Annotated in this window: 28 protein-coding genes; 9 read left to right on the forward strand and 19 right to left on the reverse strand. The window is 55.3% G+C overall.

Annotated features, from left to right (window positions below; all coding sequences use genetic code 11):
- Positions 1-181: 181 nt before the first annotated feature.
- Both KK925_RS03905 and KK925_RS03910 read right to left on the reverse strand, forming a co-directional pair.
- The gene (locus tag KK925_RS03905) at positions 182-454 is read right to left on the reverse strand and encodes a hypothetical protein (protein WP_174583085.1); all 273 of its coding nucleotides are present in this window, start codon (positions 452-454) and stop codon (positions 182-184) included.
- A 1,382-nt stretch (positions 455-1,836) separates the two neighbouring features.
- Positions 1,837-2,250, reverse strand: coding sequence for a VOC family protein (locus KK925_RS03910; protein ID WP_174583086.1), 414 nt, complete (start codon positions 2,248-2,250; stop codon positions 1,837-1,839).
- Positions 2,251-2,455: 205 nt separating this feature from the next.
- On the opposite strand from KK925_RS03910, the gene KK925_RS03915 reads away from it, so the two are divergent.
- Positions 2,456-3,958: a glycosyltransferase gene (locus KK925_RS03915; RefSeq protein ID WP_174583087.1), complete on the forward strand. Its 1,503-nt coding sequence runs from the start codon at positions 2,456-2,458 to the stop codon at positions 3,956-3,958.
- Here the strand turns inward: KK925_RS03915 and KK925_RS03920 are convergent.
- The 4 genes from KK925_RS03920 to KK925_RS03935 form a co-directional block, all read right to left on the reverse strand.
- Positions 3,927-4,955, reverse strand: a complete 1,029-nt coding sequence (locus KK925_RS03920) for a cysteine synthase A (RefSeq protein WP_174583088.1) — start codon at positions 4,953-4,955, stop codon at positions 3,927-3,929. The genes KK925_RS03915 and KK925_RS03920 overlap by 32 nt on opposite strands.
- Positions 4,956-5,684: 729 nt before the next feature.
- Complete coding sequence (locus tag KK925_RS03925) at positions 5,685-5,822, reverse strand: hypothetical protein (RefSeq protein WP_174583089.1); 138 nt, start codon at positions 5,820-5,822, stop codon at positions 5,685-5,687.
- 1,075 nt (positions 5,823-6,897) lie between these two features.
- Entirely contained in the window at positions 6,898-7,059 is a 162-nt protein-coding gene (locus tag KK925_RS03930) for a hypothetical protein (RefSeq protein WP_214096276.1), read from the reverse strand.
- Positions 7,060-7,547: 488 nt separating this feature from the next.
- The gene (locus KK925_RS03935) at positions 7,548-7,814 is read right to left on the reverse strand and encodes a DUF4242 domain-containing protein (protein ID WP_174583090.1); all 267 of its coding nucleotides are present in this window, start codon (positions 7,812-7,814) and stop codon (positions 7,548-7,550) included.
- Between the two features lie 135 nt (positions 7,815-7,949).
- Between KK925_RS03935 and KK925_RS03940 the strand changes: the two genes are divergently transcribed.
- Complete coding sequence (locus KK925_RS03940) at positions 7,950-8,381, forward strand: secondary thiamine-phosphate synthase enzyme YjbQ (protein ID WP_174583091.1); 432 nt, start codon at positions 7,950-7,952, stop codon at positions 8,379-8,381.
- A gap of 2 nt (positions 8,382-8,383) precedes the next feature.
- A complete protein-coding gene (locus KK925_RS03945) occupies positions 8,384-8,974 on the forward strand; it encodes a hypothetical protein (RefSeq protein ID WP_214096277.1) in 591 nt (196 codons plus the stop codon).
- A 468-nt stretch (positions 8,975-9,442) separates the two neighbouring features.
- Here the strand turns inward: KK925_RS03945 and KK925_RS03950 are convergent, their stop codons facing one another.
- Positions 9,443-10,843, reverse strand: a complete 1,401-nt coding sequence (locus KK925_RS03950; RefSeq protein ID WP_174583114.1) for an amino acid permease — start codon at positions 10,841-10,843, stop codon at positions 9,443-9,445.
- A gap of 388 nt (positions 10,844-11,231) precedes the next feature.
- On the opposite strand from KK925_RS03950, the gene KK925_RS03955 reads away from it, so the two are divergent.
- Positions 11,232-11,384, forward strand: coding sequence for a hypothetical protein (locus KK925_RS03955; RefSeq protein WP_174583093.1), 153 nt, complete (start codon positions 11,232-11,234; stop codon positions 11,382-11,384).
- A 92-nt stretch (positions 11,385-11,476) separates the two neighbouring features.
- Here KK925_RS03955 and KK925_RS03960 read toward each other — a convergent pair whose 3' ends face one another.
- From KK925_RS03960 to KK925_RS11405, 4 genes are all read right to left on the reverse strand, one after another.
- Entirely contained in the window at positions 11,477-11,707 is a 231-nt protein-coding gene (locus KK925_RS03960; RefSeq protein WP_174583094.1) for a hypothetical protein, read from the reverse strand.
- Between the two features lie 406 nt (positions 11,708-12,113).
- Positions 12,114-12,560: a hypothetical protein gene (locus tag KK925_RS03965; RefSeq protein WP_174583095.1), complete on the reverse strand. Its 447-nt coding sequence runs from the start codon at positions 12,558-12,560 to the stop codon at positions 12,114-12,116.
- 139 nt (positions 12,561-12,699) lie between these two features.
- Positions 12,700-12,963: a recombinase family protein gene (locus KK925_RS03970; RefSeq protein WP_214096278.1), complete on the reverse strand. Its 264-nt coding sequence runs from the start codon at positions 12,961-12,963 to the stop codon at positions 12,700-12,702.
- 247 nt (positions 12,964-13,210) lie between these two features.
- On the reverse strand, positions 13,211-13,399 hold the full coding sequence (locus KK925_RS11405) for a MerR family DNA-binding transcriptional regulator (protein ID WP_407929038.1): 189 nt from the start codon (positions 13,397-13,399) through the stop codon (positions 13,211-13,213).
- Positions 13,400-13,754: 355 nt separating this feature from the next.
- On the opposite strand from KK925_RS11405, the gene KK925_RS03980 reads away from it, so the two are divergent.
- From KK925_RS03980 to ppk1, 3 genes are all read left to right on the forward strand, one after another.
- Positions 13,755-14,135, forward strand: coding sequence for a Fur family transcriptional regulator (locus KK925_RS03980; protein ID WP_174583096.1), 381 nt, complete (start codon positions 13,755-13,757; stop codon positions 14,133-14,135).
- A gap of 234 nt (positions 14,136-14,369) precedes the next feature.
- Positions 14,370-16,502: a TonB-dependent receptor family protein gene (locus KK925_RS03985; RefSeq protein WP_174583097.1), complete on the forward strand. Its 2,133-nt coding sequence runs from the start codon at positions 14,370-14,372 to the stop codon at positions 16,500-16,502.
- Positions 16,503-16,521: 19 nt separating this feature from the next.
- Complete coding sequence (ppk1, locus tag KK925_RS03990; RefSeq protein WP_236027838.1) at positions 16,522-18,777, forward strand: polyphosphate kinase 1; 2,256 nt, start codon at positions 16,522-16,524, stop codon at positions 18,775-18,777.
- 66 nt (positions 18,778-18,843) lie between these two features.
- Here ppk1 and rplQ read toward each other — a convergent pair whose 3' ends face one another.
- The 8 genes from rplQ to rpsT form a co-directional block, all read right to left on the reverse strand.
- Positions 18,844-19,257: a 50S ribosomal protein L17 gene (gene rplQ, locus KK925_RS03995; protein WP_174583098.1), complete on the reverse strand. Its 414-nt coding sequence runs from the start codon at positions 19,255-19,257 to the stop codon at positions 18,844-18,846.
- Between the two features lie 21 nt (positions 19,258-19,278).
- On the reverse strand, positions 19,279-20,301 hold the full coding sequence (locus tag KK925_RS04000; protein WP_174583099.1) for a DNA-directed RNA polymerase subunit alpha: 1,023 nt from the start codon (positions 20,299-20,301) through the stop codon (positions 19,279-19,281).
- A gap of 85 nt (positions 20,302-20,386) precedes the next feature.
- Complete coding sequence (gene rpsD, locus KK925_RS04005) at positions 20,387-20,995, reverse strand: 30S ribosomal protein S4 (RefSeq protein ID WP_174583100.1); 609 nt, start codon at positions 20,993-20,995, stop codon at positions 20,387-20,389.
- Positions 20,996-21,042: 47 nt separating this feature from the next.
- On the reverse strand, positions 21,043-21,579 hold the full coding sequence (gene rpsK, locus KK925_RS11125; protein ID WP_174583101.1) for a 30S ribosomal protein S11: 537 nt from the start codon (positions 21,577-21,579) through the stop codon (positions 21,043-21,045).
- 93 nt (positions 21,580-21,672) lie between these two features.
- Positions 21,673-22,068 carry a 30S ribosomal protein S13 gene (rpsM, locus tag KK925_RS04015; RefSeq protein ID WP_174583102.1) on the reverse strand — a complete coding sequence of 132 codons (396 nt, stop codon included), beginning with the start codon at positions 22,066-22,068 and terminating at the stop codon, positions 21,673-21,675.
- Between the two features lie 9 nt (positions 22,069-22,077).
- Positions 22,078-22,194, reverse strand: coding sequence for a 50S ribosomal protein L36 (gene rpmJ, locus KK925_RS04020; RefSeq protein WP_174583103.1), 117 nt, complete (start codon positions 22,192-22,194; stop codon positions 22,078-22,080).
- Between the two features lie 102 nt (positions 22,195-22,296).
- On the reverse strand, positions 22,297-23,085 hold the full coding sequence (map, locus tag KK925_RS04025; protein WP_236027839.1) for a type I methionyl aminopeptidase: 789 nt from the start codon (positions 23,083-23,085) through the stop codon (positions 22,297-22,299).
- A 67-nt stretch (positions 23,086-23,152) separates the two neighbouring features.
- Positions 23,153-23,425: a 30S ribosomal protein S20 gene (gene rpsT / locus KK925_RS04030; RefSeq protein ID WP_174583105.1), complete on the reverse strand. Its 273-nt coding sequence runs from the start codon at positions 23,423-23,425 to the stop codon at positions 23,153-23,155.
- Between rpsT and KK925_RS04035 the strand changes: the two genes are divergently transcribed.
- Positions 23,426-24,187: a hypothetical protein gene (locus KK925_RS04035; RefSeq protein WP_174583106.1), complete on the forward strand. Its 762-nt coding sequence runs from the start codon at positions 23,426-23,428 to the stop codon at positions 24,185-24,187.
- A complete protein-coding gene (gene argS / locus KK925_RS04040) occupies positions 24,184-25,908 on the forward strand; it encodes an arginine--tRNA ligase (RefSeq protein WP_236027840.1) in 1,725 nt (574 codons plus the stop codon). The genes KK925_RS04035 and argS overlap by 4 nt, the downstream gene beginning before the upstream one ends.
- The last annotated feature ends 125 nt before the right edge of the window (positions 25,909-26,033 follow it).

Genomic DNA, 26,033 nt, shown 5'->3' on the forward strand with positions numbered 1-26,033 from the left:
GACCTGGTAAGAACCGATGCCATGACGGCACGCGTGGTTGACCGCTCCGTTCACAGACGTGTGGACCGGGTCGACTTCGATCAGCTCGACTCCGGCGCGAAAAAAGCCTCGTTGAACAACCACGATCGCCTCATCATAGGCAAAGGAGGAGAGCGAGCGAGCCCGAACGGAATCCGTCGACTCAAGCTCGAGCCTTCCGCTTGCGAAGATCCAAGCGTTTGATCAGAAGCAACTTGCCCAATCCGGCAGAGGCCCGAGCGATCTCTTTGCCCGCATTACTAAAAATCCCTTTGCCCTCTTGCTCGCTCTTGCCATCGAGATTCCATCCGATCCGACGAAGATCCACCGAACCGCCAAAGTGGTCTGTTTCGACCAAGGCGAGATGATCCCCGCCTCGACGCTTGGCAAACGCCCACCAACCCCTTCTCCGGTCCCGCACGAAACGGTAACTCAAGCGGGGATCCCTCCCGCTGCCGGACGACTTCCCTAGCCTTGATTGGCATGGTCACCATCCGGCTAGCGGCAAGCGCTTGGAGGATCGCCTCCTGGCCGTAAAACCAAGTGCACACCGTCAAGAACTACCTATTGCTTCAGGCTCGCCCCCTCCCTCCGGCAGCCCAACCCGTAGCCGATAGGCTCCCATCCGAGGATACCCTGACTTGGCAAGACGGGTTGCCCGCGGTCTCATGTTGGATCCGAGCACAGAGAAGTGGCTGCCGCACTCCCCCTGCCAATCCCTCTTCCAGTCCGCGTGGTTCGCATACCCCTTTTTCTTCCAAAGAAAACTTCTTATAGAAAGGGGCACCGGGAACCGAAAGAGACGCATCCGCTCGACACTTCTGATCCGCTAGACACGCGTCAAGCCTGGTCGTGAGGATGGCAAAGCCGCCGCTTTTTCTCGGTTAAAACGTTTGATCCCGGCAGCTTCTCCTCGAAACTTGGGGATCACCTTTTTATTCTCTAGATCGATTCCTCAGCTTCCTCATGAGCTCGGGGCCCCGGTCGCCGATCAAAGCAATCGCTCCTTCAGGCTCGGACTCGGAGCGGATGGAACTTTCCAGCGGCGAGCCCAAACCGCGGCAGGAAGGATCGCTTAAGTTTCTTCACAGACACCCAACCCGCATCTGGGAGAAAAACTCCGCCGCCCGCTTGGAGAGCGCCGCACAGGTGCTAAGACGCGAAACCCCTTTCGGTGTCAGTGTGAAACCTCTCTCATATGTGACAATGGGAAGCTTACTCATGAATGGCTTCGAGCCCCTTCTTCGCACCGTTTTCCGCACACCTCTTCCCGTGAAGCCTGGCACACAAGGGAACGACCGCTACATGCAGCTCACACGATATCCTCAATCATCTCATCCGGATCGACCACCAGGATCGATCGACTCTGCGCGGCCAATGCCGCTTCCCGGTACTCGAAGCCAAAGCGCATCAGCCGGTCGCCCTACTCGACCAGGATGACGCCGACCCTCGGATCACAGACCTGCCCAACATGCCCTCTGCGATGACCCTCCATCCCAGAGCCGACCTCCTTGAGGGACTTAACGATCCAAAACGCTTGGCTTACGAACAAACTCCGAGAACCCAAGCTGATCGGCTCCTCTCAATCCGCTTTTGGATCAAGACGGAATACCCGCGCGTAGAGCGCGACGCCATCGAGTGATGCTGCCTCCGCATACACGATTACTATCCCGGTCGGCAACTCTCCGGCGGGAACAGGCAACCGCCCTCCTTCCACACCCGCTAACCCGTCTTATAGTCAACACCCCGCCGCATGGCCCACGCATCCACATCCACAGCCTTATGCCTCCCTCTATTTCCTAGCGGTGCCAACCCACGCTATACTTCCTCAAACCGGATCCCAAGACTCTGGACTTCTCGGTAAGGCAAAAGCCACACAAGCGATTCATCCTCTAAGGTGACCACTTGGATCCGATTCCCGAAGGGGTCCCGAAAATCACAACGAAATGGCGGCTCCAGGGACAAGCCATACTCTTCAGTAACTTTGCGACGAACCTCTGCCAGCTGCCTTTCATCCCGAACGATGATGCCAAAATGGCGCTTCCGATCCGGCTGGATCTGATCTACCCGAAAAATGGCAAGAAACTGATGCTCCCCCAGCCGGAAAAACGCATCCCCCTCACCTTCCTTCAGGAGTTCCAAGCCGAAAACATCCTGGTAAAAAGCGATGGCCTTTTCCATATCGTCTGCCTCAATGGCGATGTGATTGCAACCAAAGACCCGTACTGGCATTGGTGGTTTCCTCCATTTTGTTACCGATAGAGTTATGCGAAACGGAGCCTACAGAAGCTTCATGCTTTTTGCTACCCAAATTGTGAGGGCTATGGGATACTCCGCCGCGCCCCTGTGTCATCGGCAACCGTTAACGCGCAGAAGTGAGAAACCAGCCGGAGGTCCAAATGACACTGAGAGCGTAGTAGCTCTTTGACGCATTTCCATGCACGCGCTTTTTTATAGCCTCTACTTGGTTTGTGGGCTTGTTCTTCTTGTTTACGGCCTTCACCGGCTAACCCTTTTGTGGAGGGCATGGAAAGGGCGTGCTCCCGAACCCAAGCCACAAGGAAGCCTGCCGCAAGGGGAGTACCCCTCCGTCACGGTGCAGTTGCCCATTTATAACGAACGGCTTGTCGTCGAACGTTTGCTTCGCTCTGTCGCCTCGCTTGATTACCCGAAAGACCGGCTCGAAATCCAAGTTTTGGACGACTCAGATGACGAAACGTCTGAAGTTGTCGCTCGCCTTGCCACCGAACTGAGTCAAGGAGGTCTTCGGCTGGTTCATTTGCGTCGCTCCCAACGCAAGGGCTACAAGGCCGGTGCACTGCAGGAAGGGCTCTTGCGAACCCAGAGTGAACTCATCGCCATTTTCGATGCCGACTTTGTCCCACCACCCCATTTCCTCAAACTGATCGTACCGTACTTTGAGGACCCGTCCGTGGGGATGGTACAGGCCCGGTGGGATTTTCTTAACCGGAGCGAAGCACTATTGACCCGTTTCCAGGCATTGTTTCTGGACGGTCATTTTTTGGTGGAACAACCGGCCCGAGCGTCTATGGGAGTTTTTCTTAATTTTAACGGAACCGCCGGTGTCTGGCGTCGCAAATGCATCGAATCGGCGGGGGGATGGTGCGCGGACACTCTGACGGAAGATCTCGATTTAAGTTATCGCGCCCAATTTTTGGGATGGAAATTTCTTTTTCTTCCCCACTTGGCCGTACCGAGCGAGCTTCCCTATCCAATGCCTGCTTACCGGAGCCAGCAACATCGATGGGCTAAAGGAGCGATGCAGACCGCTCAAAAGCACCTGGTCACTTTGCTGACTGGACCGTTTTCGCTTCGGGTCAAACTGGAAGGTCTTTTCCACTTGCTTTCCCATGCGATTCACCCCTTTGTAGCCTGTATCGCCTTTCTCAATCTCTGGGCCGCCTTCTCCGCGGAAAAAGCCAGCCCTTTTGCTCAGCCATTCATTGGAAGCGTCTTCCTTGCCTTAGCACTGTGTTTCTTTCCGCCCATGGGAATCCTTTTGGCCATGCGGCGTAGCTCCCTATTCGGCTACGTGCTTCTACCCTTTTATGCTGCGGCCTCCCTCGGGATGTCCCTGGCCAATACTCGCTCCGCTTTGGAAGGCCTCCTTGACCGCCGGGCCGTTTTCATCCGCACTCCAAAGCGAGGGATAGAGATCTCAGGGAATCCTGGCCGAGCCCTCTCTCTTTACAGCGCCCCAACCCCGTGGGTTTTACCAGTGGTGGAAACCCTGCTAGGGTTTATCTTTCTTTTAGCTTCCCAAGAACTTTTAATGAAAAAATGGTGGCTCGTTCTTCCTACCTATCTGCTTCACGCTTTTGGTTTCCTATACGTAGGACTCCTTACGCTCTATTGGGGCGTGCGCCAAGAAACTGACCGCCGAATCGCTACAGCTCTTTCAAAAAGGAAAGACCGCTAGGGATGGGCCAAAGCCCATGGGATTCGAGCCACTGGCGATTGTAGAGGCGAGAAAGATACCGGCCCCCTCCATCAGCCAAAATGGTGACGATGGTCTGGCCCGGTCCCACTTCCTTGGCAAACTTTACCGCCCCGCAAAGATTGATGCCGGAAGAAAGGCCAACGAAAATTCCCTCCTCATATAAGAGGTGGTACACCATGGCCACCGCGGGGGGATCTGTAATCCGGTAGGCCCGATCTACCGGAGCGCCCTCTACGTTACGGGTCACTCGCGTCTGCCCAATTCCCTCTGCAAAGGAATCCCCATCCTTAATTTCGAGATGACCCAGGGTGAAGTAGGACCACATGGCCGCTCCCATCGGATCCGCACAAACCACTTGAACGGAGGGATTCTTTTCCTTAAGAAAACGAGCCGTACCGGCCAACGTTCCTCCCGTGCCTACAGAGGCAACAAAGGCTGTGACTTTCCCGTCGGTCTGCTCCCAAATTTCGGGGCCTGTCGTTTCATAGTGGATCTGGGCATTGGCCGGGTTATCAAACTGATTGGCCCAAAATCCACCGGGAATCTCTTCGGCCAGACGCCGGGCGACCTGATTATAGTTGCCCGGATCCTGCCAAGGCTTTTCGGGAACCAGAATGACTTCGGCACCCAATGCTTTCAAAAGCTCGACCTTTTCCGGTGACTGCGTCTGGGGTATGACAATCTTGGTTCGATACCCCTTGGCATTCCCTACCAACACCAGCCCGATCCCCGTGTTGCCTGCAGTACCCTCCACAATCACTCCACCCGGACGGAGCAACCCCTTTTTTTCGGCATCCTCAACGATCCCCAGGGCGGTTCGATCCTTAACTGATCCACCTGGGTTCATAAATTCCGCCTTGCCCAGAATCTCACATCCGGTCGCCAGGGAAAGCTTTCGGAGGCGAATCAGTGGGGTTCTGCCAATTGCATGACAGAGTCCTTCTCGGATTTGAGGAATTGCTCTGCCATGGATCATTCTCGTCTCGCTGTTGGCCTTCCAAGCGCAAAAGCTACGGTTAGGTTAGAAGAGGAAAATAACGCATCGCTAGCCGAAAATCTACCTACCACCTCCTTTCCCCTTTCCTGGTGACCCGCGCAAGAGGAAAACCCATTCGCCTCCGGGTTCCTTTTTGGAGAGCTACCGTTGCCGAAACCGTTCCTCAAGCAATAGACAACCGTTCCCCTCCAAAGGAAGATCGTCCCGGACGCACGCCGAACAGTGCTCCCGACGATTCGCTTGCTAGGCTTTCACCGACAAAGCCCAGGTAGTGCCCAGTCCAGCGTTTTCGGGGACACAGACGCGGCAGGCCGTCCGTTGCCTCCCGACCGGGTTTGGACTGCTTCCGCCGCCTTGGGTGTTCCCCGAACTCCCGCCACAGAAACGACCGCACATGCTTCCTCCGGATTGCTTGCAGGGAGGGCGAAGGTGACTTGACCGCCGTTGCGGGTGGAGACTACCGCCTCTCGCACGGATGGGCGTTCGGAGAGACTCTATCCTCTCCGGGCGGGGGCACAACGCCGCGCGCTCGTGAGAACCCATGCCCCGATGACGCGCGCGGTTGACCGCGTCGATCACAGAGGTGGAGGAAAGCTCGACTTGGATCATCTCGACCCCGGCCGGCGCAAAAAAAAGCCGACTTTGAGTAATCGCGATCGCCTGAGCATAGGCGAAGGAAGAAAGCGAGCCGGCCCGAACGGGATCGCCTCACTCCAGCCTGACCTTTCGCTTGGGAAGATCCAATCGTTCGATCACAAGCCCCTTGCCCAATTCGCCGTAAGGCCCGGAAGATCTTTTTCCACTTAAAAGCAAAAATCGCTTCGGTCTCTTCCTCGCTCTTGCCATGGAGATTGAATCGCATCCCGCGGATTCCCACAAGATTGCCCAAGCGATCCGTTTCGGCTAAGGTGGGATGATCCTCGTTTGGGCCGATGCCGACCGCTCCGAGAAGGCGGCGTGTCAGCAGGGAAACGTGTCCGCGCTTCGACCGCTCGGCAAACACCCGCCCTCCCTTGCCCTCCTCCCAGAAAGCGGGAGATCAAGCGCGGATCCCTCCCGCTTCCGGACGAGTTCCCCCCTCTTGGTTGGCGCGCTCGCTATCCGGCTCGTGGCGAGAGCCTGGAGAATCGCCTCTTGGCCGTAGGCCAAGCGCACGCCCTTAAGAACGAGGTATTGGCTCGGGTTTTCCCACCCGTCCGGCAGCCGCAACTGCAAACCGATAGGCTCCCCTCCGGGATTACCATGGCTTAGCAGGACGGGTTGCCCCCGGTCTTGTCGTGCGACCCGAGCACATAGACGGAGCTCCTCCGCTCCCCCTGCCAATCCCTCTTCCAGTCCGCATGGTCGGCGTACCCGTCTTCTTCCAAAGAAAACTTTTTCCAGGAAGAAACGGCGGGAACCGAGAGAAAGAGGTATCCGCTCGGGGGTTCTCTTCGGCCAGGGCGCGTCAAGCTTCGTCCGCAAGGTCACAAAGCCGCCGCTTTTTTTGATGCAAAAGGTTCGATCGTAGCTTCTCTTCCTAGAGTTTGCGGATCACCGTCTCCGCTCTTCCGGGATGCCTCCTGAGCTTCCTCAATGAGCTCGGGGCCCGGAAGGTAGGGGACTCTCGGGCGGCAAGACCGAACCGCAACAGGAAGACAAAAAGAATCGCTTAAGTCTCTTCAGCGAAACACGAGCCCGCATGTGACCGAAAAAACTCCGCTCCAGCCGCTCGTAGAGCCCCGCATAGGTGTGAAGCAACGCCGCCCGGCTCGATCGTCATCCGCCACCGCGTCTGGTAAGTGAAAAGAGGGTGCTTTCTTGTACGAACGCTTCGAACGCCTTCTTGGCGTGCGGTTCTGCGCGGATTTCTTCTCGTAAAGCCCGGCACACAATGAAACGATGACCCCATGGAATTCGCGCACCACAATGGTCGGTTATCTCATTCGGATCCACCAGCAAGATTGATCGGCTCTGAATAGCCCATGCCGCTTCGCGGTACTCGAACCCGAAACGCATTAGCCGGTCGGGTTACTCGACCAGGATGACGCCCGAGCTTCGGATCACAGAGCTGCCCAACGAACCCTCTATGATGACCGTTCATCCCGGAGCCGACCACCCTTGACGGCCTTGACGATCCGCAACGGTTTGCTTCGAGAGCCAACCCGGAGACCCCAAACCAATTGTCTATTTCAATCCGCTTTTTTCATCGGCGCTGGACAACCCTCATAGAGGGCCACACCGTGAGACCGCTCCGGCTCCACATGCACGATCACCATTCCTGTCGGCAACTCTTCTGCAGCAAAAAACAAACCCCCATCCTTCCACGTTCGCCAAGCCGTCTTGCAGCCAAGATCGTGCCGCTTCGCCCGCCCACGCAACTTCATTTTGATATGCTGCGATGCGCAACCTTACCTCTCAGAATTTTCTTAGCTTTGGGCAACCCTTCCGGCGAGCCAGGCTTAGGTTCTGCAACGCGTTTTCGTTGGTTGGCACAGCACCTGCTTGTTTGGCTCTTGGGGGACGAGCCTGCGGTGGATTCCATGGTTCGGCGCGGTACGAAGGACGCAACAAAAAAGGGTTCGTCCCCCGCTATTTTCCCGGGCCGATGATCTGCTTCACTTCGCTTATCCTTGTGACCGGGAATCCACCCCGACGGGCATGTTCTCGGATCGCCTCCTCATGAGGGGCTAAGTAGACGCAATAGAACTTATCCTGTGTGACATAGCTTTCGATCCACTGGATATCCTTTCCCATATCCTGGAGAATGCTGCAGGACTTTTGGACGATCGCTTCCAATTGGTCCTGGGTCCAGTCCCCTACTCCCGGAATCTCCCTCTCGATCACGTATTTTGGCATAGCTAGCTCCTTCCCTCCCTTATTGTCTTAAGCCTGGCCAGAACTCCAGTCAATCCTGGCTACCGGTTGTTTTTCCTCTGCCATGCTGGGTGAGGCTTGCTCGAATAGGCTCCACAATTTTATTACCTTATTTCCATGATCGAACTGCATATCCGGACTCAAAAGCGCACCCAATCGGTCCCGATCCGTCGCGAGGTGGAAGCCATCCTGGCTCGGCAAGGTTGGAGAAATGGTCTTCTCACGCTATTTGTTCCCCACACAACCGCAGGGATCACCGTTCAGGAAGAAGACGATCCCCATGTGATGGAAGACCTTTTCCGGACCTTAGAGCAAGTGGCGCCTTGGGACAACCCTGCATGGCAACACCACGAGGGTAACGCGGCAAGCCACGTCAAAGCAGCTCTCATTGGGAATTCCCTTCAACTTCTTGTCCAACACAGTCAGCTTCGGTTAGGGCGTTGGCAGGGGGTATTTCTTTGCGAGTTTGATGGGCCCAGGACTCGGAACCTTTGGCTAGAGTTTGTGGAAAAGGATTCCGGCGGAACTCCCTTCCAGGCTCCCTCTTGACGATGAAAGCCGTTTTTCGCCTGGGTTTCTGCATCGTACTCTCCTGGCTCTTTTGGATCGGCATGGCCCGGTCCGATCCACCCTTTGTCCCTCCGACACGCTACAACGCAAAGCAAATCATTCATGTCGGAGGACGCACCGTGGAACAGCAGATCTTCCAGGATGGACCGCGGTTCCGAGTGGATACCCTGGCCGGCCAGGTGGTGCAAGCAGTGATTGTCGACCGGTCCAAGCAAGTTGTTTATACGCTTTTACCATCGGAAAAATCGTATCAAGAGAAACCTTACAAAGACAGCGGGGTCCGAGGAGAACTGGTTCTTGAAGGCCCCCAATACCAATGGTCTTGGGAAGGGACCGAGGTGGTTGGCGGAGAGCTGTGCGATCGCTACAAGGTAAGGTGGCCGGCGGGAAGCGCCGTCTACTGGGTGAGTCAAGCCACTCATTTCCCTCGCCGGATGATCGGCAACGATGGAAGGACGCTGGTGGAATGGCCGGAGTATGTGATTGGAGCGCAACCTCCTGAACTTTTTCAATTGCCTCCGGACTATAAGAAAATCAGTCCAGAGTCAGAGCTAGAATCACCCGTCAAATGAGCCCTGAAAAAAAGCGGGAAGGAAAAAGCCCTTTTGCACCCTTTTCCGCCTCACCTATTTGCCTTTTCCCTCTTTTCCGCTAGCTACCAGCCTCACCGTCGAGAACCGGTAAAGACTCCGGTCTTTCACAGGAGTTTTAGGTTTTTTTCAGCTCACCGTTGCGAAAGCTACTTGATAGATCGATCTTTTTTCCTCCCGCACTCCTTGATGCGCCCCCGCAAGGAACCATTTTTCCAGCCAGATCCTTTCGAAGGAATGGCCTACGGGCTTCTGTGCGCGATGCTAACACTTATCGGCCTTTTCGCGTTTCTGGTCTCGATTCGAGTAATGGCTGGAATATAAAGGAAGAGTTCCCGTTTTTCCTCCAAGCATATGAAGGAAAGACAGAAATTAGCCCCCACCTTTACCTCTTTCGCAAAAGGCATAGGAAAGAACTCCCGCAAGTAGCTCCTTAACCGGAGAAAACATTTACCCAACGACATGGGAGGAGTTTTCCTGGGCGATGTGGCTCCTCTTCCGAGCGTATCCAAAGTAGAGGATAAACCCCAGGATCGACCATATCACAAATCGCCAAAGTGTCATCGGAGCCAGATGCCCAACCAGGTACAGGCAAGAACCTGCCGCCAGCAACGAAGTCCACGGCATCCCCGGTGCGCGAAACGGACGAGGCAAATCCGGATGAGTATGTCGCACCACAAGAACCCCAATGGAAACGAGAATGAACGCAGCAAGCGTTCCAATATTCGTCAGCTCGGCGACTTCTTGGATTGGCATAAGCCCAGCAATGAGAGCAACCACGATCCCAGTCACCAGGATCACCCAAACAGGTGTGCCGAACTTTTCATGAACCCGACAAAACACCGGCGGTAAAAGCCCGTCCCGTGCCATCGCAAAGAAAATACGAGACTGCCCGTACATCATGACCAAAAGGACTGAGGTGAGGCCCGCAATTGCTCCAGCGCTAACCCAACCTGCGATCAACCCTTCGCCAACGCGCGAAAGTGCAAAAGCGACCGGGTCACTCACGTTGAGACTTCCATAGGGAACCATTCCCGTAAGAACCAACACCACCAGGATATAAAGCAGGGTACAAATGCCAAGGGATCCAAGAATGCCGATCGGCAAATCTCGCTGCGGGTTTTTCGCTTCTTCTGCCGCCGTTGAGACCGCGTCAAACCCAATGTAAGCAAAGAAAATGAGCGCAGCACCTCCCATGACTCCGCTCCATCCATACGGCATAAACGGGTGCCAGTGGGCCGGATTGACGTGTCGCAAACCAACAAATAAGAAAAGGAGGATAACTGCGAGCTTCAGAGCAACGACCAGATTATTGAAGCGAGCGCTTTCTCGTACACCTGCGGCCAGAACCAGACTGATAGCCAGGATGATCCCAGCGGCGGGAAGGTTGATCCAGCCTCCCTCCATGGGCGCTCGGGTCCATTGGGGAGGGAAAACAAGACCAAAATCTTGGAAAACTCTTTGAAAGTATCCACTCCACCCGATAGCTACCGCCCCAGCCGATACCGCGTACTCCAGGATCAAATTCCATCCGATCGTCCACGCAGCAAATTCTCCCAAGCTTACATAGGCATACGTGTAGGCGCTCCCAGACACCGGAACGCTGGAAGCAAATTCCGCGTACACCAACGCGGTAAAAAGGCACGCAAGCCCGGACACCACAAAGGAAACAGACAGCGCTGGACCCGCCTTGGTTGCTGCTGCAATCCCTGTGATAACAAAAATTCCAGCCCCAACGATCGCTCCAATACCCAAAAGAGTGAGGTCCCATCCCGAAAGCGATCGGCGTAACTGGTGCGGGTGGTTGTTGACCCGTTCGACCAAGTCCTCAATCCTTCTTTTCCTCCACATCCCCGGGTCCGCAGAACTCAAAGGACTGGCTCGAGCTCCCGTTTTTTTCTCCGAAGAAAGAGGAAAACCCATGGCAAAGATTCCTTACAATAAGATCCTGGAAAGCAAAGGCTACTCTTTTATTCCCGCGGTTCCAACCAAAACTCACGCAAATGCTTCTTGCTCGCTACCCCTTGTCCTTTTGTGCGGAATAGCAACTACCGTTCCTTGTCATGGCCAAAATAAGCAGGAGAGTTTGACCCGCTGGACCAAGCTAGCACGCTAGGGAGGAGAGGCGACTTGGGTGCGGACGGGCTGTTGGAGGGTATTGGAAGGGCCACCTCTTTCCCACCAGCTCTTGGAAACCCACGCAAACAGCCGCATAGCTGGATAAGGCTGTGCGCCCATCATGGGTTCGGTTTCTCCTTCACAGAGGCTCGATTCACCTGGGGTTCCCGCCCCGTGCCAGAGCGTTCCTCTTCACGGCGTTGACACCCAAGAGCTTGCGGCCAAGCATTCCCGATGGATCGCGGCGTTGACTCTTCCCCCATCTCCCGCCTAGAGACGTCGCATCGAGACATCCGCTGCCACAACTCCAGCACGGTTTTCATCGCGCCGCATTAAGAGGATGTCTTGCTTGAGGGTTAGAAACGCTCAACCACGGCGACCATCCTCCTGTAAAGCCCCTACCTTGCAGAAAAGCTCGCAGCACAACTCCAAGAATGCGCCATCCAGGATCGGCCGGCGAAGATGCCAGTTACGAGCCACCTCTTCGACATTGGGGTTTTCGGTTCCGATTCCCCAATCTATGCGGGTCAATATCGTGGTGGCTCTGTCGATAGCATCGCAGGGGATCGTGGCGACGCGCGCGTGAAGCCTGCGCATGCGCCTTGTAGCTTAACCTCGACACTATTTGAAGGTACATTCTTCGAGCCGAACGAGTTAATGCTTTCCTCCTGCCTAGATGATCCAGTTGCGCCCGTAAGAAAAAAAAGAAAGCAGGCCCAGTTTTTTGGAGTAGCTCGTTTCCTTTCTTTGGGTATTTCGCAAAGCATTTGGCGCTGAAATTTGCCATCGGACAAAAGCCGCGCTACGCCGGAGGCTGTAAAGGCGACGAAGGGCTTGGGGACTTCCTTATGCGAAGCCTTTCGAGATTTCTTGGGCTCGGAGGGGCGCGGTGAACCCGTAGGCCAGGAAAAAGATCCAGATGGAATTGGGGACTCGGGTCGCTGCCCGCCAGGGATAGACGGGAGAGACTTCCAGGGAGCTTTTGGGCTGGAGAAAGGCCGGTTCAAACCTCGGCGAGTCGCTCATAATGAGTGAGGGCCTTCCCGGGGAAAGCTTCCGGCAGGGAGACATGGGGGACCAGGAGATACCACTTATCGATCGCTTCCTTTTCTGGGATCCCGCTCCTCTCTTTACGTTTCCACCAGAAACGGCCCTTGAGGTTCGACCCCGTACTCCAAAATATTTTTGGGTTTAGACGCAAAAGAGAGCCCCAACCGACCGGGTTCCCCAGTTTGACCAGATCGGCTCTTTGCGTGATCGTTTTGGGTGATCTGGGCCAATACCTCCTTGGCAGAAGCCAGCCGGTCCTCCCGGCGGGCCCCGATCGCTCAAGGGTTAGGCGATTTTTTCGGGCAATCACATCTCGAACCCCATTGCCTTCCACCTCCATCACTGTACTCCGGTCGGTAGGCCAAAGCGGCCGATCTTTTGGGAAGACCCCGACAATCACTCTTGGAGCTTGGGTTCTCTTAGCTTGGGTGACATATGGAAGCTCCTTCTCCTTGAAGCGCCTTCAACTTCCACGGGCTTTTTCCTTCCTCCGTCAAAAACAACGGTTCTTTGTCGAGTGCCTACCCCTTGCTGGAGTGTTACAAGCAACCCCACAAGCGTCTTCGAATCCGCCCGCTTCGCTCCGTCCAGTAGCTTCTGGTTCTGACCAAAGTGGACAGCCACGAGAGCGTCGAGCCCGAGAAGAGGCTCGTGATTTCCAGGACATCCTTGACCAGGTCTTGCTCGAAGGTCCTATCCTTGCCTTGATTGAGGATCACCACTTTAACCCCCTCCCCTTCCAGAGCGCGAACACCAGCTCCCCTCCCAAGGGAAGCAGTCGGCTTTTGTGCGCGATCACCCATCTGCCGGTTTCACCCTCGAGGACCGTGTCGAGGAACGGTTTTCAGCCCTTTCTTGCTGTAGTACCTGGCCCCGATCCAGGGTCGGCAGTAAATGCCCAATCCTAGCGGATGCAAGGCCATTCCAGAGCCCGATTCTAACGCTCCCGATCCTCGTTCTGGTCAGAGCTGGAAACGGAGGCGTAGGCAACGTCCTGCAAGTTGGCTCGTGTGCGGCCCAAAAGCGCTCCGGCACGAGTTTCGCCAGAGCCTACCGACGATGGCCACCAGCGGTACGTCTGGGCAGCAAAGGGCCCTCCGCCTCCCCGAGTCGAAGCGTCCTGATCGACGCCCCGAGAAGATACGCTGCTTCGCCTATACCCACCAAACTCGTGATTTTGGGGGAGGATAAAGCAGCTTTGCTAGCATTTTTATCCAACTGCTCCAGCCCTCTTTGCACCTCCCTCAACCAGACCGGCTCTTAATGCCGATCCGCCTTTGGATCGCCCTAGCGAAACGGGGGCATCGAGCGGGTTCCCAAGCTTTCTGCCGATCACGCGTGAACGGGCACCGGAATGGGTCAGCCCGCCTCTTTTCTCACCACCGCCATGCTGTCTTGTAACAAACCCTTTCGTCCGTTGGTGGAGATGTTCAACGTCACCCCAACCCATACCAGTGAGAGTTCTAGATCCCTAGATAGATACTCTTTGGTCTTACCGTCGGCCGCCTCTCCCGGAAGAGTCTTTAAGCCTCTGCCAATATGATTTGCTCTTGTCTGCACAAAGGTTTTCGTTTTCAAAGAGGAAGGTTTTTTCATGGAACGACAAACGCGACAGCGCCGGGCAATTGCACAGGTACTGGTCAGTGCCGATGGGCCGCTCACTCCCGGAGAGATCCTGCAAGAAGCCGCTCGTGAAGTCCCCGGTTTGGGTCTAGCCACCGTTTACCGATGCTTGCGTTCGTTTCTTGCGCAGGGGTTGGTTTGCGTAGTGGGCATCCCAGGGGAAGCTCCCCGGTACGAGATCACGGGCAAAGGACATCATCATCACTTTCTCTGCCGTGGTTGTGGCCGCATTTTTGAAATTCCCCGGTGTATTCCGGAAGACATTGCGCTTTTGGCCCCCCCAAGTTTTCGCGTAGAGAGCCATGAGATCATCCTCTATGGAAAGTGCCGGGATTGTGTTTCGCCGACCTAAAAACGCGCAGAGCGATCCTTTCGCTAGCTCTGCGCGACGCGGAGAGCTAGTGCATCCGAGAGGATCAGACAGCCGAGAAGCAAGAGAAATTTTTGCTCGGGTGTCAACGGCTTCCGTCTAGGGGATTCTTACCTCATTTCCGTTTCTCTCCTCTCTTTTGGAATGCATCCAAGAGAAATGCTGCCCGATTATAGATATTGACCACTCATTATCAGTAGTCGAAACTCTCTTCCCGTGAATGAGGTTTCTTACCCTCCCACACCCCTTCTTACCCTCGTAAGCTTGCTTCTCCTTCCTCTTGCCCCCCGACCCTCCCCAGCTCAAACCTCTCTCCCAGAAGTCGTGGTTACCGCGCCCACAACCCCATCCGCCACCGCGCCATCTGCCGCCAAACAAGCCAAAAAGGAACTGGAGCAAGTGCCCGGAGGAACCAATTTCATCACCCCCGAGGAATTCCAAACCGGAAAACTTTCAAGCATTCTGGATGTGCTTGACTTCCAACCGGGAGTTGCAGCCTTTCCCCAACAAGGCGGGGCAGGTTACGGCCTTTGGTCCATTCGCGGATCCGGCCTCGCCAGACCGGAACCCCACATCGTCGAGGGCCTGGCCATTCTCGTGGACGGGCTCCCCATCAACCGGGCCGACGGCGCGGTCCACGATCCTTCCGTTCTTGACCCGGGTTACGCTCAATACATCCAAATCTGGCGAGGCGCCAACGCGCTCGAATACGGTTCGGCCTACCTCGGAGGAGCCATCAATCTGGTCTCCCAAAACGGCACTTCTTTTCCTGGTGCGATGGCAAGACTCGAGGGAGGGAGTTTTGGTTACATCCTAGGACAAACGGCCTTCGGCCTGCGCGACGGACCCGTCGACCAATATCTTTACCTAAGCGAACACTATCGAGAAGGTTTCCAAGCTCACTCGGCCGAACAGCTTTTTCGCATCCAGGAAGTCCTAGGTTGCCAGCCGGATCCAACCCTTCAGAGTCGTTGGTACTTCACCTACGTAAACGCGCGCGTTCAGCTTCCCGGCCCCCTCACGCTGGCCCAAATCGAGCAAGATCCCTCCGCAGCCAATCCAGAGTATGCGGAAGGAAGTTTTCGGATCTACTACGACTACTACCGCCTGGCCAACCGGACGACCGTCGCTCTTTCCCCAGACCAAACCCTAGAAACCGGGCTATGGTGGGGTCACAAATGGCTCTGGCATCCCCTGGAAGGAATCTTTCTCCACGGCTCCGACAATGACTTGGGAATGCTCGTCAACTACCGTAACCGCTCCGACTTTGCCGGCCATTCCCATGAGTGGTTAGTGGGACTCCTCCCCCAAGGCCTCTACTATGGGGAAACGGATTACAACATGGCCGGGCCCTTTCCCACACAACTGGCCTCCCACTCACAGGCAGTCGCCACTAACTTGGCCCTTTACGGTCAGGACCGGTTCTGGATTTTCCCCGAGCTTGCCTTGGTAAGCGGGATCCAATTGGATTGGGCCTACCGCTCGAACGAAGCAACCGATTTCCTCGGGAAAACGACTTCCTCGACCGCCAAGGACTATTACGGGGTCAATCCCAAGATTGGCCTTCTTTACACTTTTTCTTCGGAAAAGTCCTTGTTTGTTAACTTTTCCCGGAGTTTTCAACCCCCAACTCTCTTCGACCTTGTCCCCGCTTCAGAGCTTTTGCCGCCCCAATCCGCCCTTTTTCCCCTCTCTGCCCAGCGGGCTACCACCGTGGAGGTGGGCACGCGGGGTCAAATAAAATGGGCTTACTGGGATTTCGCTTTGTACCAGAGCTGGGTCGAAGACGAGCTCCTTCAATCGTTTTTGCCCGAGCATCCGGGCTTTCCTCTCCCACTTAACGTGAGCCCTACCATTCACCGGGGCGTAGAGTCTCTCCTTGACCTTCTTTTATGGGGTGATTCCCGCCGGCAAAACCACCAACCCTTCGCCCTGGTGAGTGGCTTCCACCTTCGCCAGCTCCTTAACTGGTCTGACTTCCGGTTTGCCCATGATCCTCTCTATGGGAAAAACCATTTACCGGTCTTTCCGTCCTGGTACTACCGGGCGGAGCTTCTTTACGAAACGCAGAGAGGATTTTTTATCGGTCCCAACCTTCAGGCTGTCTTTGGACACTATCCCGTTGACCTCGCCAATACCCTCTTTGCCCCGCCCTACGCAACCCTCGGATTGACACTCGGTTACGCTACCCAGCGAGGATTTTCCTTTTTCTTCGAAGGCAAAAACCTGACCAACGAACACTATGTCTCGAGCGTCCTTCCGACCGTGAACGCCGCCGGACTCGACGCGCCACTTTTCCAACCGGGAGACGGCTGGGGGCTATTCGGGGGAATCCGGTGGCAATGGTGACCCACCGAAAAGAGTCTCCTTGGAAAACCGGGAACCAAGGATTACAGTACGATTTAAGGAAAATATGGTCAGTCAATCCTTTGCCAACCCCGCTTATTACATTAACCGGGAACTTTCCTGGCTTGAGTTTAATGCCCGGGTCCTCGAGGAAGCAGCCGATCCAACCCAGCCACTTTTAGAGCGCCTACGCTTTCTTTGCATTTTTGGCACGAACCTTGATGAGTTTTTTGAGATCCGGGTAGCCGGCATCAAACAGCAAATTGAAAATGGAAACGAGGATGAGTCGCTGGATGGACTTACGCCGAGTCAGGTGTTTGAACGCATTCACGAGAAAGTCCGCAAGCTTGTCGACGAAGCTCATCGAATCTGGCTGGAAGAGATCGAGCCGCAACTCAAAAAGGAAGGAATCTGCATCAGCCGGGTAGACGAGCTGTCAAAAGAAGAAAAACTCTGGGCAGGTCGCTACTTTGAAGAAGAGGTTTTTCCTGTACTCACTCCCTTGGCCATCGATCCGAGTCATCCCTTTCCCCAGCTTTTGAACAAAAGTACGAACCTCATCGTATCCCTGCGAAGACCCTCCATTCCTCACCGCGCTTCCTACGCGATTGTGCAGATGCCACGTATGCTTCCCAGACTCGTCGCCATCCTGCGATCGGAGTCGGAGCCCTACCGCTTTATCTTTCTCCAGGACTTGATTGCTCACTTTCTGGGAAGCCTTTTTCCGGGCGATGAAGTTACTCGGGTGGACGGGTTCCGCATCACGCGTAATAGTGACCTCTACATTGATGATGAAGAAGCCGAAAACCTCTTACGAACAGTGGAAGAAGAGCTGCGAAAACGGAACCGTGGCAATGCAGTCCGTTTAGAAATCCAAGCTGATTGCCCAGTCAGCATTGAAAACATCCTTCTAGAAGCCCTGCGGCTCGCCCCGGTCGATGTATATCGACTCAAAGGGCCGCTTAACTTTCTCCACCTGGAACCTCTCGTCCACCACGAAGCCTTTAGCCACTTGCGAGATCGCCCATGGAACCCTGTCGTACCCAAAGCCGTCGCCTCCGCAACCGATCTTTTTGAACTTTTGCGGAAAAAAGATCTTCTCCTCCACCACCCATACGAGAGTTTCCGAGTGATCGTGGACTTTTTATGGAAAGCGGCCGAAGACCCACTGGTCCTCGGCATTAAGATGACGCTGTATCGAACCAGTGGGGATTCTCCCCTGGTACAAGCTCTCATTCGGGCAGCGGAACTCGGAAAACAGGTAACTGCGTTGGTGGAAATCAAAGCGCGCTTCGATGAGGCCAACAATATCCAATGGGCGCGCCGCATGGAAGAAGCTGGGATCCACGTGGTCTATGGTCTTTTGGGTCTTAAAACCCACTGCAAGATGCTGCAAATTATCCGGAAGGATCCTGATCGGATCCGGCTGTACGTCCACCTAGGGACAGGAAATTATCATCCGAGCACGGCCCGTATCTACGAAGACATAAGCTTGCTTACGACCCGTGAAGACCTAACCTCTGAGGTTGCCCGCCTTTTTAATACCCTTACAGGACTTACGCGATTCCACGGCATCGAAAAACTCCTCGTCGCACCCTTTAATATGGCAACCCGCTTTCGAGAACTCATTGCGCAAGAAGCCGAATGGGCCCGCCAAGGTAAACCCGCACGAATCATCGCCAAAATGAATAGTCTCTGCGATGAAACCCTTATTGTGCAGTTGTACGAAGCATCCTGTGCAGGAGTAAAAATCGACTTGATTGTACGGGGAATTTGCTGCCTGCGGCCGGGCATTCCTCATGTGAGCGAAAACATCCGTGTTGTGAGTATCGTGGGCCGTTTTCTCGAACACAGCCGGATTTTCTATTTCCTTCACGGAGGTAACCCTTTGGTCTATGCAGGAAGCGCCGATTGGATGCCCCGCAATCTCTACCGAAGGGTTGAAGTCGTGTTTCCTATCGAAGAGCCGGAGTTAAAGACTCGCATCGAGGAGGAAATTCTAGCGTCCTATCTTAAGGACTGTGGCAAAGCGAGAGAACTACGACCGGACGGCTCCTACCAGAGGCTCCATCCCCCACCGGGAGAAAAACCCTTTCAGGCACAACTCTACTTCCGGCAACTCGCCCGCGAGGAGCAAGCTCTGATCCAAAAGCAGGAAAACCCCGACCTTTCCATGGTACCACTTCGCAAAAGTCCCCTGGCCCAGCCACTCCTTAGCCAGGTATCGGAAATCAGTTCCTCCCCATCGCCCTTGGAAACTCCTCCCCAATCCTTTTAGCAAGAAAACGAGCCTTCTGGGGACAAACCAACCCTTGCCGCGGCAGAGGAAAACCTTCTTTACCAACTACCCACCTACACCGGCAGGGCTTTCTTTTGTGCCCCCTGCTTCGGAGGAGCTAGGAGCCGTCCCCACCCACTCAATGAGCGCTAGCCGAGCGGCATCCGATCTTCGAGCCCAAAGCTTCGTAATCCGGGTATACCCCCCTGGCCGGTCGCTCAATCGCGGGGCAATTTCCCCAAAAAGTTTTCGCACCGCTTGCTTATCCCGGATTCGAGCAACGGCAAGCCGCCGGTGATGCAAGGTCCCCTTTTTGGCCAGTGTGACTAATTTCTCGGCAAACGGGCGCAGAGCTTTGGCTTTGGCCAGTGTGGTTATGATCCGACCATGCTGGACTAGTTCCACAGCCAAGCTTGCCAGAAGAGCCTTTCGGCTCTCCGCTTTCCTCCCCAGTTTGACCGTTTTTTTTCGATGCCGCATTGGAATAGATTTTGCCCCTTTTCACGATTTTGGAGCCGCCTGGGAGGCAGCAGGCGCAGGCTCCAACAGGCTGGGATCAAACTTCATGCCCAAAGAAAGGCCCAGTTGCGCCAGCTTTTCCTTGATTTCATTGAGAGACTTTTTGCCGAAATTGCGATACTTGAGCATTTCTGCCTCGGTCTTCATCGCTAATTGACCCACAGTCGTAATGTTCGCATTGTTGAGGCAGTTAGCCGCACGAACCGAAAGCTCAATTTCGTTCACACTCATATTTAAGAGCTTCCGCAGGCGATTGTCTTCCTCCTTCATCGGTGGCTGCGGCTTTTCAAATTCGATCGGTTCCCGCGCATAATTGACAAAGACGCTCAGATGGTGCTGGAGAATTGCCCCCGCTTGCGCCAGAGCATCGTCCGGCGTAATTCTCCCGTCGGTCCAAATTTCCAAAATGAGACGATCATAATCGGTCCGTTGGCCCACCCGAGTGTTCTCCACCTCATACTTCACCCGCCGGACTGGTGAAAACAGGCAGTCAATGGGAATGACTCCGATGGACTGGTCGGGTTTCTTATTGTACTCCGCCGGCACAAACCCCCGACCCAGCCGAACTTCTAGCTCGGCCCTAAAGCGTTGTTTCTTCGTCAGCGTGCAAATCGGCTGCTCAGGGTTGACGATCTCCACCCCGGGATCCACCTGGATATCCCCTGCCACCACCACCCCTTCCTTGACTACGTCTAAGGTAAAGGTACGGGGTTCCCGGCTGGGCAGCTTAAACAACACACGTTTTACATTTAGGATGATGTCGGTGACATCCTCCACCACCCCTTCCAAACTCGCAAACTCATGAAGGGCCCCCTCAATCTTTATCGAGCTAATAGCCGCTCCCTCAAGGGAAGAAAGGAGCACCCTTCGCAGCGAGTTACCAATCGTATGCCCGTAACCTGCCTCGAAGGGCTCGGCAATGAAACGACCATACGTACGATTCGAAACCGCCTCGTCCTTGGTCAGGCGGTTGGGCATCTCAAAACGACCTAGTCGGACCGCCATAGTTCTTTTTCCTATCCTGCCAAAAAATAGTCCACGCTTGCGTTACTACATTGATAAAACCTTGTCGTTGCGCAACCCTATTCCCCTACTTGGAATAGAGCTCAACCACAAGCTGCTCGTTGGCCACGGATTGAATCTCCTCCCGAGACGGGATTCGCCGAACTTCGCCACGAAGCGCCTCCCGATCCAGGGAGAGCCACTCCGGGACCCGAGCAATTTGCGTCAATTCCAAATTGCGCAAAGCCAGCTTACGCGACTGTGGCCGATTTCGCACCTCGACCACATCCCCTGGCCGCAAGGGGTGGCTCGGGATCGTAACTTTTCGCCCGTTCACCGCGATGTGCCCATGAACAACCATCTGGCGAGCCATAAAACGAGTGATCGCTAATCCTAAACGATACACCACGTTATCCAATCGAGTTTCCAAAAGCCCCAAAAGAGCTTCTCCGGTGACCCCCCGGCGCTTCCGAGCCATCTCAAAGTACCTTCGAAACTGCCGTTCCCCCACCAAATAGGTCAGCCGAAGCTTCTGCTTCTCCGCCAGCGCCAACCCGTAATCGGTTTGCTTGCGCCGACCTCGCTCCCCGTGCACACCCGGCGGGTAACTCCGACGCTCAAACGCTTTGTCCGGCCCAAAAACCGCGACACCCAATCTTCGAGACTTTTTACTGCGTGGACCCGTATATCTTCCCATACACGCCCATTCCTCCTTCCTCAGGCAAACCAATGCGCCATCTTACGCTACACACGCCGGGGCTTCTTCGGCCGGCATCCATTATGCGGGATCGGCGTTACATCCAAAATCGACGTCACCTCCAGACCTGCGGCCTGAACCGCCCGAATCGCTGATTCCCTTCCCGTCCCAGGCCCTTTAACCTTGACCACCACTTCCTTTAGCCCATGAGCCATAGCCTGCCGGCAAGCATCCTGAGCAACCAGCTGAGCCACATACGCCGTTGATTTCTTGGAACCTCGATATCCAACACGACCCGCGCTCGACCAACCAATCACATTCCCATTCAGGTCCGTGATGGTCACCAGAGTGTTATTAAAAGTCGCTAAAATGTGCACGATCCCCGAATGAATGTTTTTGGAACCCTTGACCCGCGCCGGTTTGGGTTTTTCCTGTGCGGCTACGTCCCCACCTTCTCCTTCGGGTGCCCCCTTCACCGAGCGTTTTTTCGCCGGCTTTTTCGCCTCCGGAACGGGCACCCCGGGTTCCCCTACCTCACCCTCGCGTACAGCAGTAGCTGGAACTTTGTCTTCTTTTGCCGTCATAAACGATCCAACGATCCGAAACCTCGCCAGGAATCCTCCCTACCACCGCGCCCGACCGGGCCCAATGCAACACCTGCCCCCCCGGTCAACCCACTAAACCTTCGCCCGCTTGGCGTCCTTGCTGCGGACCACGCCGACCGTCTTGCGTGGTCCTTTTCGTGTCCGCGCATTGGTCGACGTTCTCTGACCACGAACCGGCAATCCACGAATATGACGAATGCCCCGATAACATTTAATCGCCTGGAGCCGTTTAATATTCTGCTGCACTTCCCGGCGCAGATCCCCCTCGATCACCCAACCGTTTTCCTGGATGGCCCGCACTATGCGCGTGAGTTGGCTATCGGTCAAATCCTTCGCTCGAAGATTGGGGTCAATCTCCGCCTGTTCACAAAGGATCTTGGCCCGAGTTGGCCCGATTCCATAAAGATAACGCAAGGAGATTTCCACCTTTTTGTCCCCAGGGATCTCAACACCCAAAATACGAGGCATAGACTCTCCTTACCCCTGCCTTTGTTTGAGCCTAGGATTTTTCTTGTTAATAATGTAAATCCTCCCCTTACGGCGCACCACCTGACAGTCCAACGTACGCCTCCGAACGGACGCTCGTACTTTCACGGCTTTTGTCGTTCCCTTCCTTCGAGTAAACCTATTCAATAAACCAACTTTTTCCCCATGACAAGTGACCTTTTCCCCTGGGAATCCCGCCACCGTTCCGAGCTAGTTCCCAGCACCCTGCTTCCCAACAAGATCCGGCTCTGCGAGCACGGTCAAAATCTCTGGCCCCTCTTCCGTCACCAGCACGGTATGTTCAAAATGAGCCGACCGCCTTCGATCCAGAGTCACCACGGTCCAACCATCCCTTAACACTTCCACCCCGGGAAGCCCCGCATTAACCATCGGCTCGATCGCCAGGGTCATTCCCGGCCGCAGCCGAGGACCGGTTCCCGGCTTGCCAAAGTTAGGAATCTGGGGCTCTTCGTGAAGATGGCGCCCCACCCCATGCCCTACAAACTCGCGAACGACCGAAAAGCCGTGTTGAGTGACCACCTTTTCAATGGCGCTGGAGATATCTCCCACCTGTTTCCCTGGCCATGCTTGCTCAATACCGGCAGCCAATGCTTCCCGCGTTACTTCCACAAGACGCGCGCTTTCAGGATCCGTCACCCCCACCACAACCGTGGTTGCCGTGTCACCCACCCAGCCCTCTTTCACAATACCGACGTCCAGCTTAACGAGATCCCCGTATTGGATCCTCCGATCCCCTCCAATCCCATGCACCACCTCCTCGTTGACGGAAATGCAAATATGTCCCGGGAAACCCCGATAGCCCAAAAAGGCGCTCTGCGCGCCCACCCTCCGAATGAGCTCCGCCGCATACCGGTCGATTTCCCGAGTGGAAAGTCCTGGCTCCACTCGTTCCGCAAGTTTCTGGAGGATCCAAGCCACCAGCCGGCAACTGCGGCGCATGGCATTCACCTGCCGCGAACTCTTAATGAGGATCCTCACCTGGGAAGGTTGCCTCCTTTTTGGCACAGTTTCCGGACTCGATGCTTTGTCTTTGTCCAGGAAAGATTCACAAGACCGCCCCAAGCCCTTGCAGAACTCTCGCCATGCGGCTCTTCCGCCGAGCCGCCGCATTGCGATGAAGATGACCCCGCTTGACCAAGCGATCCACTACGGAAACAAACTCTGGCCACACCGCCCGAGCCTTTTCCTGATCCTTGGCTCCAATGGCCTCCTTTAGCACCCGCACAACCTTACGCAGCTCATCTTTAGCAGCCCGGTTGCGTGCGTATCGTTTTCGGCTTTTCCGAGCTTGTTTTGCACTCGAACGAGTGTTAGGCACATGGGCATCCTACTCGGATCTGCATTCCCGGTCAAGCGCATGCGGTGGCTCAAGAATCTCTTGGCAACGACGCTCCTTCCAGCCCTAGCCTCCGAGCTGGCCACACTGGGAGAATTGACCGGCCAAACCCTTGGACACGGGCAATGGAAAAACCTCGCTTCCCTTTCCTTTGCAAGCGGGTTCCTCATCTGGTTAGCTATCTACTTTCTTCTCCCGCGCCCCTTTTGGCTCTATGTCTTAGGTCACGAGCTTACCCATGCCCTTTTGGCCTACCTTCATGGAGCCCAAGTCTATTCCTTTCGAGTTTCCAGCCACGGAGGGGCCATCACAACCAATCGAACCGGTGTTCTCATTGCTCTGGCTCCCTACATTATTCCTCTGTACACCTTGCTTTGGGTCGCTTTGTGGAAAATTGTTGACTATTACTATTCCCTCAGCGCCTACCAGTGGCTCCTGTATGCAGGGATGGGGCTAACCTGGGGCTTTCACTTTTCCTTTACCCTTTCCATGATGAAAGAATGCCAACCCGACTTCCAAGAACACGGGTACTTTTTTTCCTGGGTCCTGATCGCTGGCGCTAACCTGCTCTGGGCCCTTGTGTTTTTGGCTCTTACCAACCCCGCAGTCAGCTGGGGTGGCATGGCTCGGTCTCTCGCCACTCACCTTTGGAAGCAATACACCTATTGGGGACATTGGCTAGTAGCTGGCTTGGGACAATGGGTTGGGAGGAGTGTTTCCCAGAGAGGGAGTACAGGCACATGAGCACCTTTCTCGGCCCCCGAAGCTCGGTTCGGATGTACGTGGAATCGGCCCTGCAAGAGCTGGGGTGGAGCCTGCCATCCCACGCAACCCTCCTCGTAAAACCCTGCTCCCACCCCCGTTTTGGGGATTTCCAAACCAATGCTGCCTTCCTTTTGGCTGGCGAACTCCGGCAGTCCCCGGTTTCCGTTGCCGAGACCATCGCGCGCACCATTGGATCCACCGAGCTCTTCGAGGAACCAACCGTTACCGGCGGGGGGTTTATTAACTTCCGCTTGCGAAAAGCATGGTGCCAAAGTTGGCTTACCCGCATCCAAGGAGATCCTCGCTTGGGGATCGGTTGGGTCGAAAGGCCGGAAACGGTCGTAATCGATTTTTCCAGTCCCAACATCGCCAAGGAGATGCACGTGGGCCACCTGCGGAGCACCATCCTGGGCGACTGCCTGGCACGGCTTCGCCGCTTCTTGGGTCACCGTGTTATCACGGACAATCACTTGGGCGATTGGGGAACCCAATTCGGAATGGTGATTCTTGGCTTTAAGAAGGCCGGAGACTGGAACGCGCTGCGAGAGCGCCCGCTGGAACACCTTGAGCAATTGTACCGGAAAATCTACGAGGCGACCCGAACCGATCCCGCGGTATGGGAGGAAGCCAAGGGAGAGTTACGCAGGCTTCAAACGGGAGACCCAGAAAACGTTCGATTGTGGGAAGAATTTTGCCGCTACTCTCTCCAGGAGCTTTCTCGGTTGTATGAACGGCTTGGAGTCGTCTTTGACTACCAGATGGGAGAAAGTGCCTACCGGCACATGCTTCCTGAAGTGGTCTCCCTTCTCGTAGAAAAGGGACTTGCCCGCCGGAGCCAAGGAGCTCTCTGTGTCTTTTTTGACGAGGACCCCGAACTAAAAGAGCACCCCTTTGTCATCCAGAAATCCGACGGTGCGTACCTTTATTCCACCACCGACATCGCCACGCTGCTCTACCGGGTGGAAAAATGGCAAGCGCAACGGATTCTCTACGTGACCGACGCTCGCCAGAAACTTCACTTCCGACAGCTCTTCGCGGTGGCTCGGGCTTTGAAGCTCCCTGTGCAGCTGGAACATATCACCTTCGGTACCATTCTGGGAGAAGATCGTAGGCCGTTACGGACCCGAGAAGGACCATCATTAAAGTTGCGGGAACTTCTCGACGAAGCCGAGGCACGAGCCTTGCAACTGGTTTCCGAAAAACGCCCGGATCTACCGCTAGAAAAACGCAAGGAAATTGCTCAGACAGTGGGAATTGGAGCTCTTAAGTATGCCGATCTTTCCCAGAACCGGGAACTTGATTACATATTCCGGTGGGAAAAACTGTTAGCCTTGGACGGCAATACCGCCCCCTATCTCCTCAACGCCTACGTTCGGATTTGCTCGATCCTGGCCAAATCTGGCACGGTCTCGGAAAGCCCCATTGAGCTACCGCAACCCGAGGAATGGGAACTGGCCAAAGCGCTTCTTGGCCTGGGAGAAACCATGCGGGCCTCCATGGAAGAAAGCCGCCCCCATTTCTTGTGCAATCATCTCTACGAGCTAGCACGAGCCTTTCACCGGTTTTATGAGTCCTGCCCTGTGCTCCAAGCCGATACGGAAACCCGGCGTCTGTCGCGCTTGGGGTTGTGCCGGATCGCTGCCCAAAGCCTAAAGATCGGACTTGAGTGCCTGGGAATCAAACCCCTGGAAGAGATGTAGCCCAAGCCGACCCAGTCTGATGCCCAAACCCGAGACTTTCTCCGGGAGGATTCCCTTGCGGACGGGATCGGCCCTGTGGCACAATTTCCCGGCGTGCCGCCCCCCACAGCCATCGAACCGCAGGA

Source organism: Candidatus Methylacidithermus pantelleriae, from assembly GCF_905250085.1.
GTDB lineage: Bacteria > Verrucomicrobiota > Verrucomicrobiia > Methylacidiphilales > Methylacidiphilaceae > Methylacidithermus > Methylacidithermus pantelleriae.

Excerpts from the sequence above, each read along its gene's own strand:
- KK925_RS03910 (WP_174583086.1), bottom strand. The coding sequence starts at position 2,250 with ATGCCAGTACGGGTCTTTGGTTGCAATCACATCGCCATTGAGGCAGAC.
- KK925_RS03915 (WP_174583087.1), top strand. The coding sequence starts at position 2,456 with ATGCACGCGCTTTTTTATAGCCTCTACTTGGTTTGTGGGCTTGTTCTT.
- KK925_RS03920 (WP_174583088.1), bottom strand. The coding sequence starts at position 4,955 with ATGATCCATGGCAGAGCAATTCCTCAAATCCGAGAAGGACTCTGTCAT.
- KK925_RS03925 (WP_174583089.1), bottom strand. The coding sequence starts at position 5,822 with ATGGCAAGAGCGAGGAAGAGACCGAAGCGATTTTTGCTTTTAAGTGGA.
- KK925_RS03930 (WP_214096276.1), bottom strand. The coding sequence starts at position 7,059 with ATGAACGGTCATCATAGAGGGTTCGTTGGGCAGCTCTGTGATCCGAAG.
- KK925_RS03935 (WP_174583090.1), bottom strand. The coding sequence starts at position 7,814 with ATGCCAAAATACGTGATCGAGAGGGAGATTCCGGGAGTAGGGGACTGG.
- KK925_RS03940 (WP_174583091.1), top strand. The coding sequence starts at position 7,950 with ATGATCGAACTGCATATCCGGACTCAAAAGCGCACCCAATCGGTCCCG.
- KK925_RS03945 (WP_214096277.1), top strand. The coding sequence starts at position 8,384 with ATGAAAGCCGTTTTTCGCCTGGGTTTCTGCATCGTACTCTCCTGGCTC.
- KK925_RS03950 (WP_174583114.1), bottom strand. The coding sequence starts at position 10,843 with ATGTGGAGGAAAAGAAGGATTGAGGACTTGGTCGAACGGGTCAACAAC.
- KK925_RS03955 (WP_174583093.1), top strand. The coding sequence starts at position 11,232 with ATGGGTTCGGTTTCTCCTTCACAGAGGCTCGATTCACCTGGGGTTCCC.
- KK925_RS03960 (WP_174583094.1), bottom strand. The coding sequence starts at position 11,707 with ATGCGCAGGCTTCACGCGCGCGTCGCCACGATCCCCTGCGATGCTATC.
- KK925_RS03970 (WP_214096278.1), bottom strand. The coding sequence starts at position 12,963 with ATGGGTGATCGCGCACAAAAGCCGACTGCTTCCCTTGGGAGGGGAGCT.
- KK925_RS03980 (WP_174583096.1), top strand. The coding sequence starts at position 13,755 with ATGGAACGACAAACGCGACAGCGCCGGGCAATTGCACAGGTACTGGTC.
- rplQ (WP_174583098.1), bottom strand. The coding sequence starts at position 19,257 with ATGCGGCATCGAAAAAAAACGGTCAAACTGGGGAGGAAAGCGGAGAGC.
- KK925_RS04000 (WP_174583099.1), bottom strand. The coding sequence starts at position 20,301 with ATGGCGGTCCGACTAGGTCGTTTTGAGATGCCCAACCGCCTGACCAAG.
- rpsD (WP_174583100.1), bottom strand. The coding sequence starts at position 20,995 with ATGGGAAGATATACGGGTCCACGCAGTAAAAAGTCTCGAAGATTGGGT.
- rpsK (WP_174583101.1), bottom strand. The coding sequence starts at position 21,579 with ATGACGGCAAAAGAAGACAAAGTTCCAGCTACTGCTGTACGCGAGGGT.
- rpsM (WP_174583102.1), bottom strand. The coding sequence starts at position 22,068 with ATGCCTCGTATTTTGGGTGTTGAGATCCCTGGGGACAAAAAGGTGGAA.
- KK925_RS04035 (WP_174583106.1), top strand. The coding sequence starts at position 23,426 with ATGGGCATCCTACTCGGATCTGCATTCCCGGTCAAGCGCATGCGGTGG.
- argS (WP_236027840.1), top strand. The coding sequence starts at position 24,184 with ATGAGCACCTTTCTCGGCCCCCGAAGCTCGGTTCGGATGTACGTGGAA.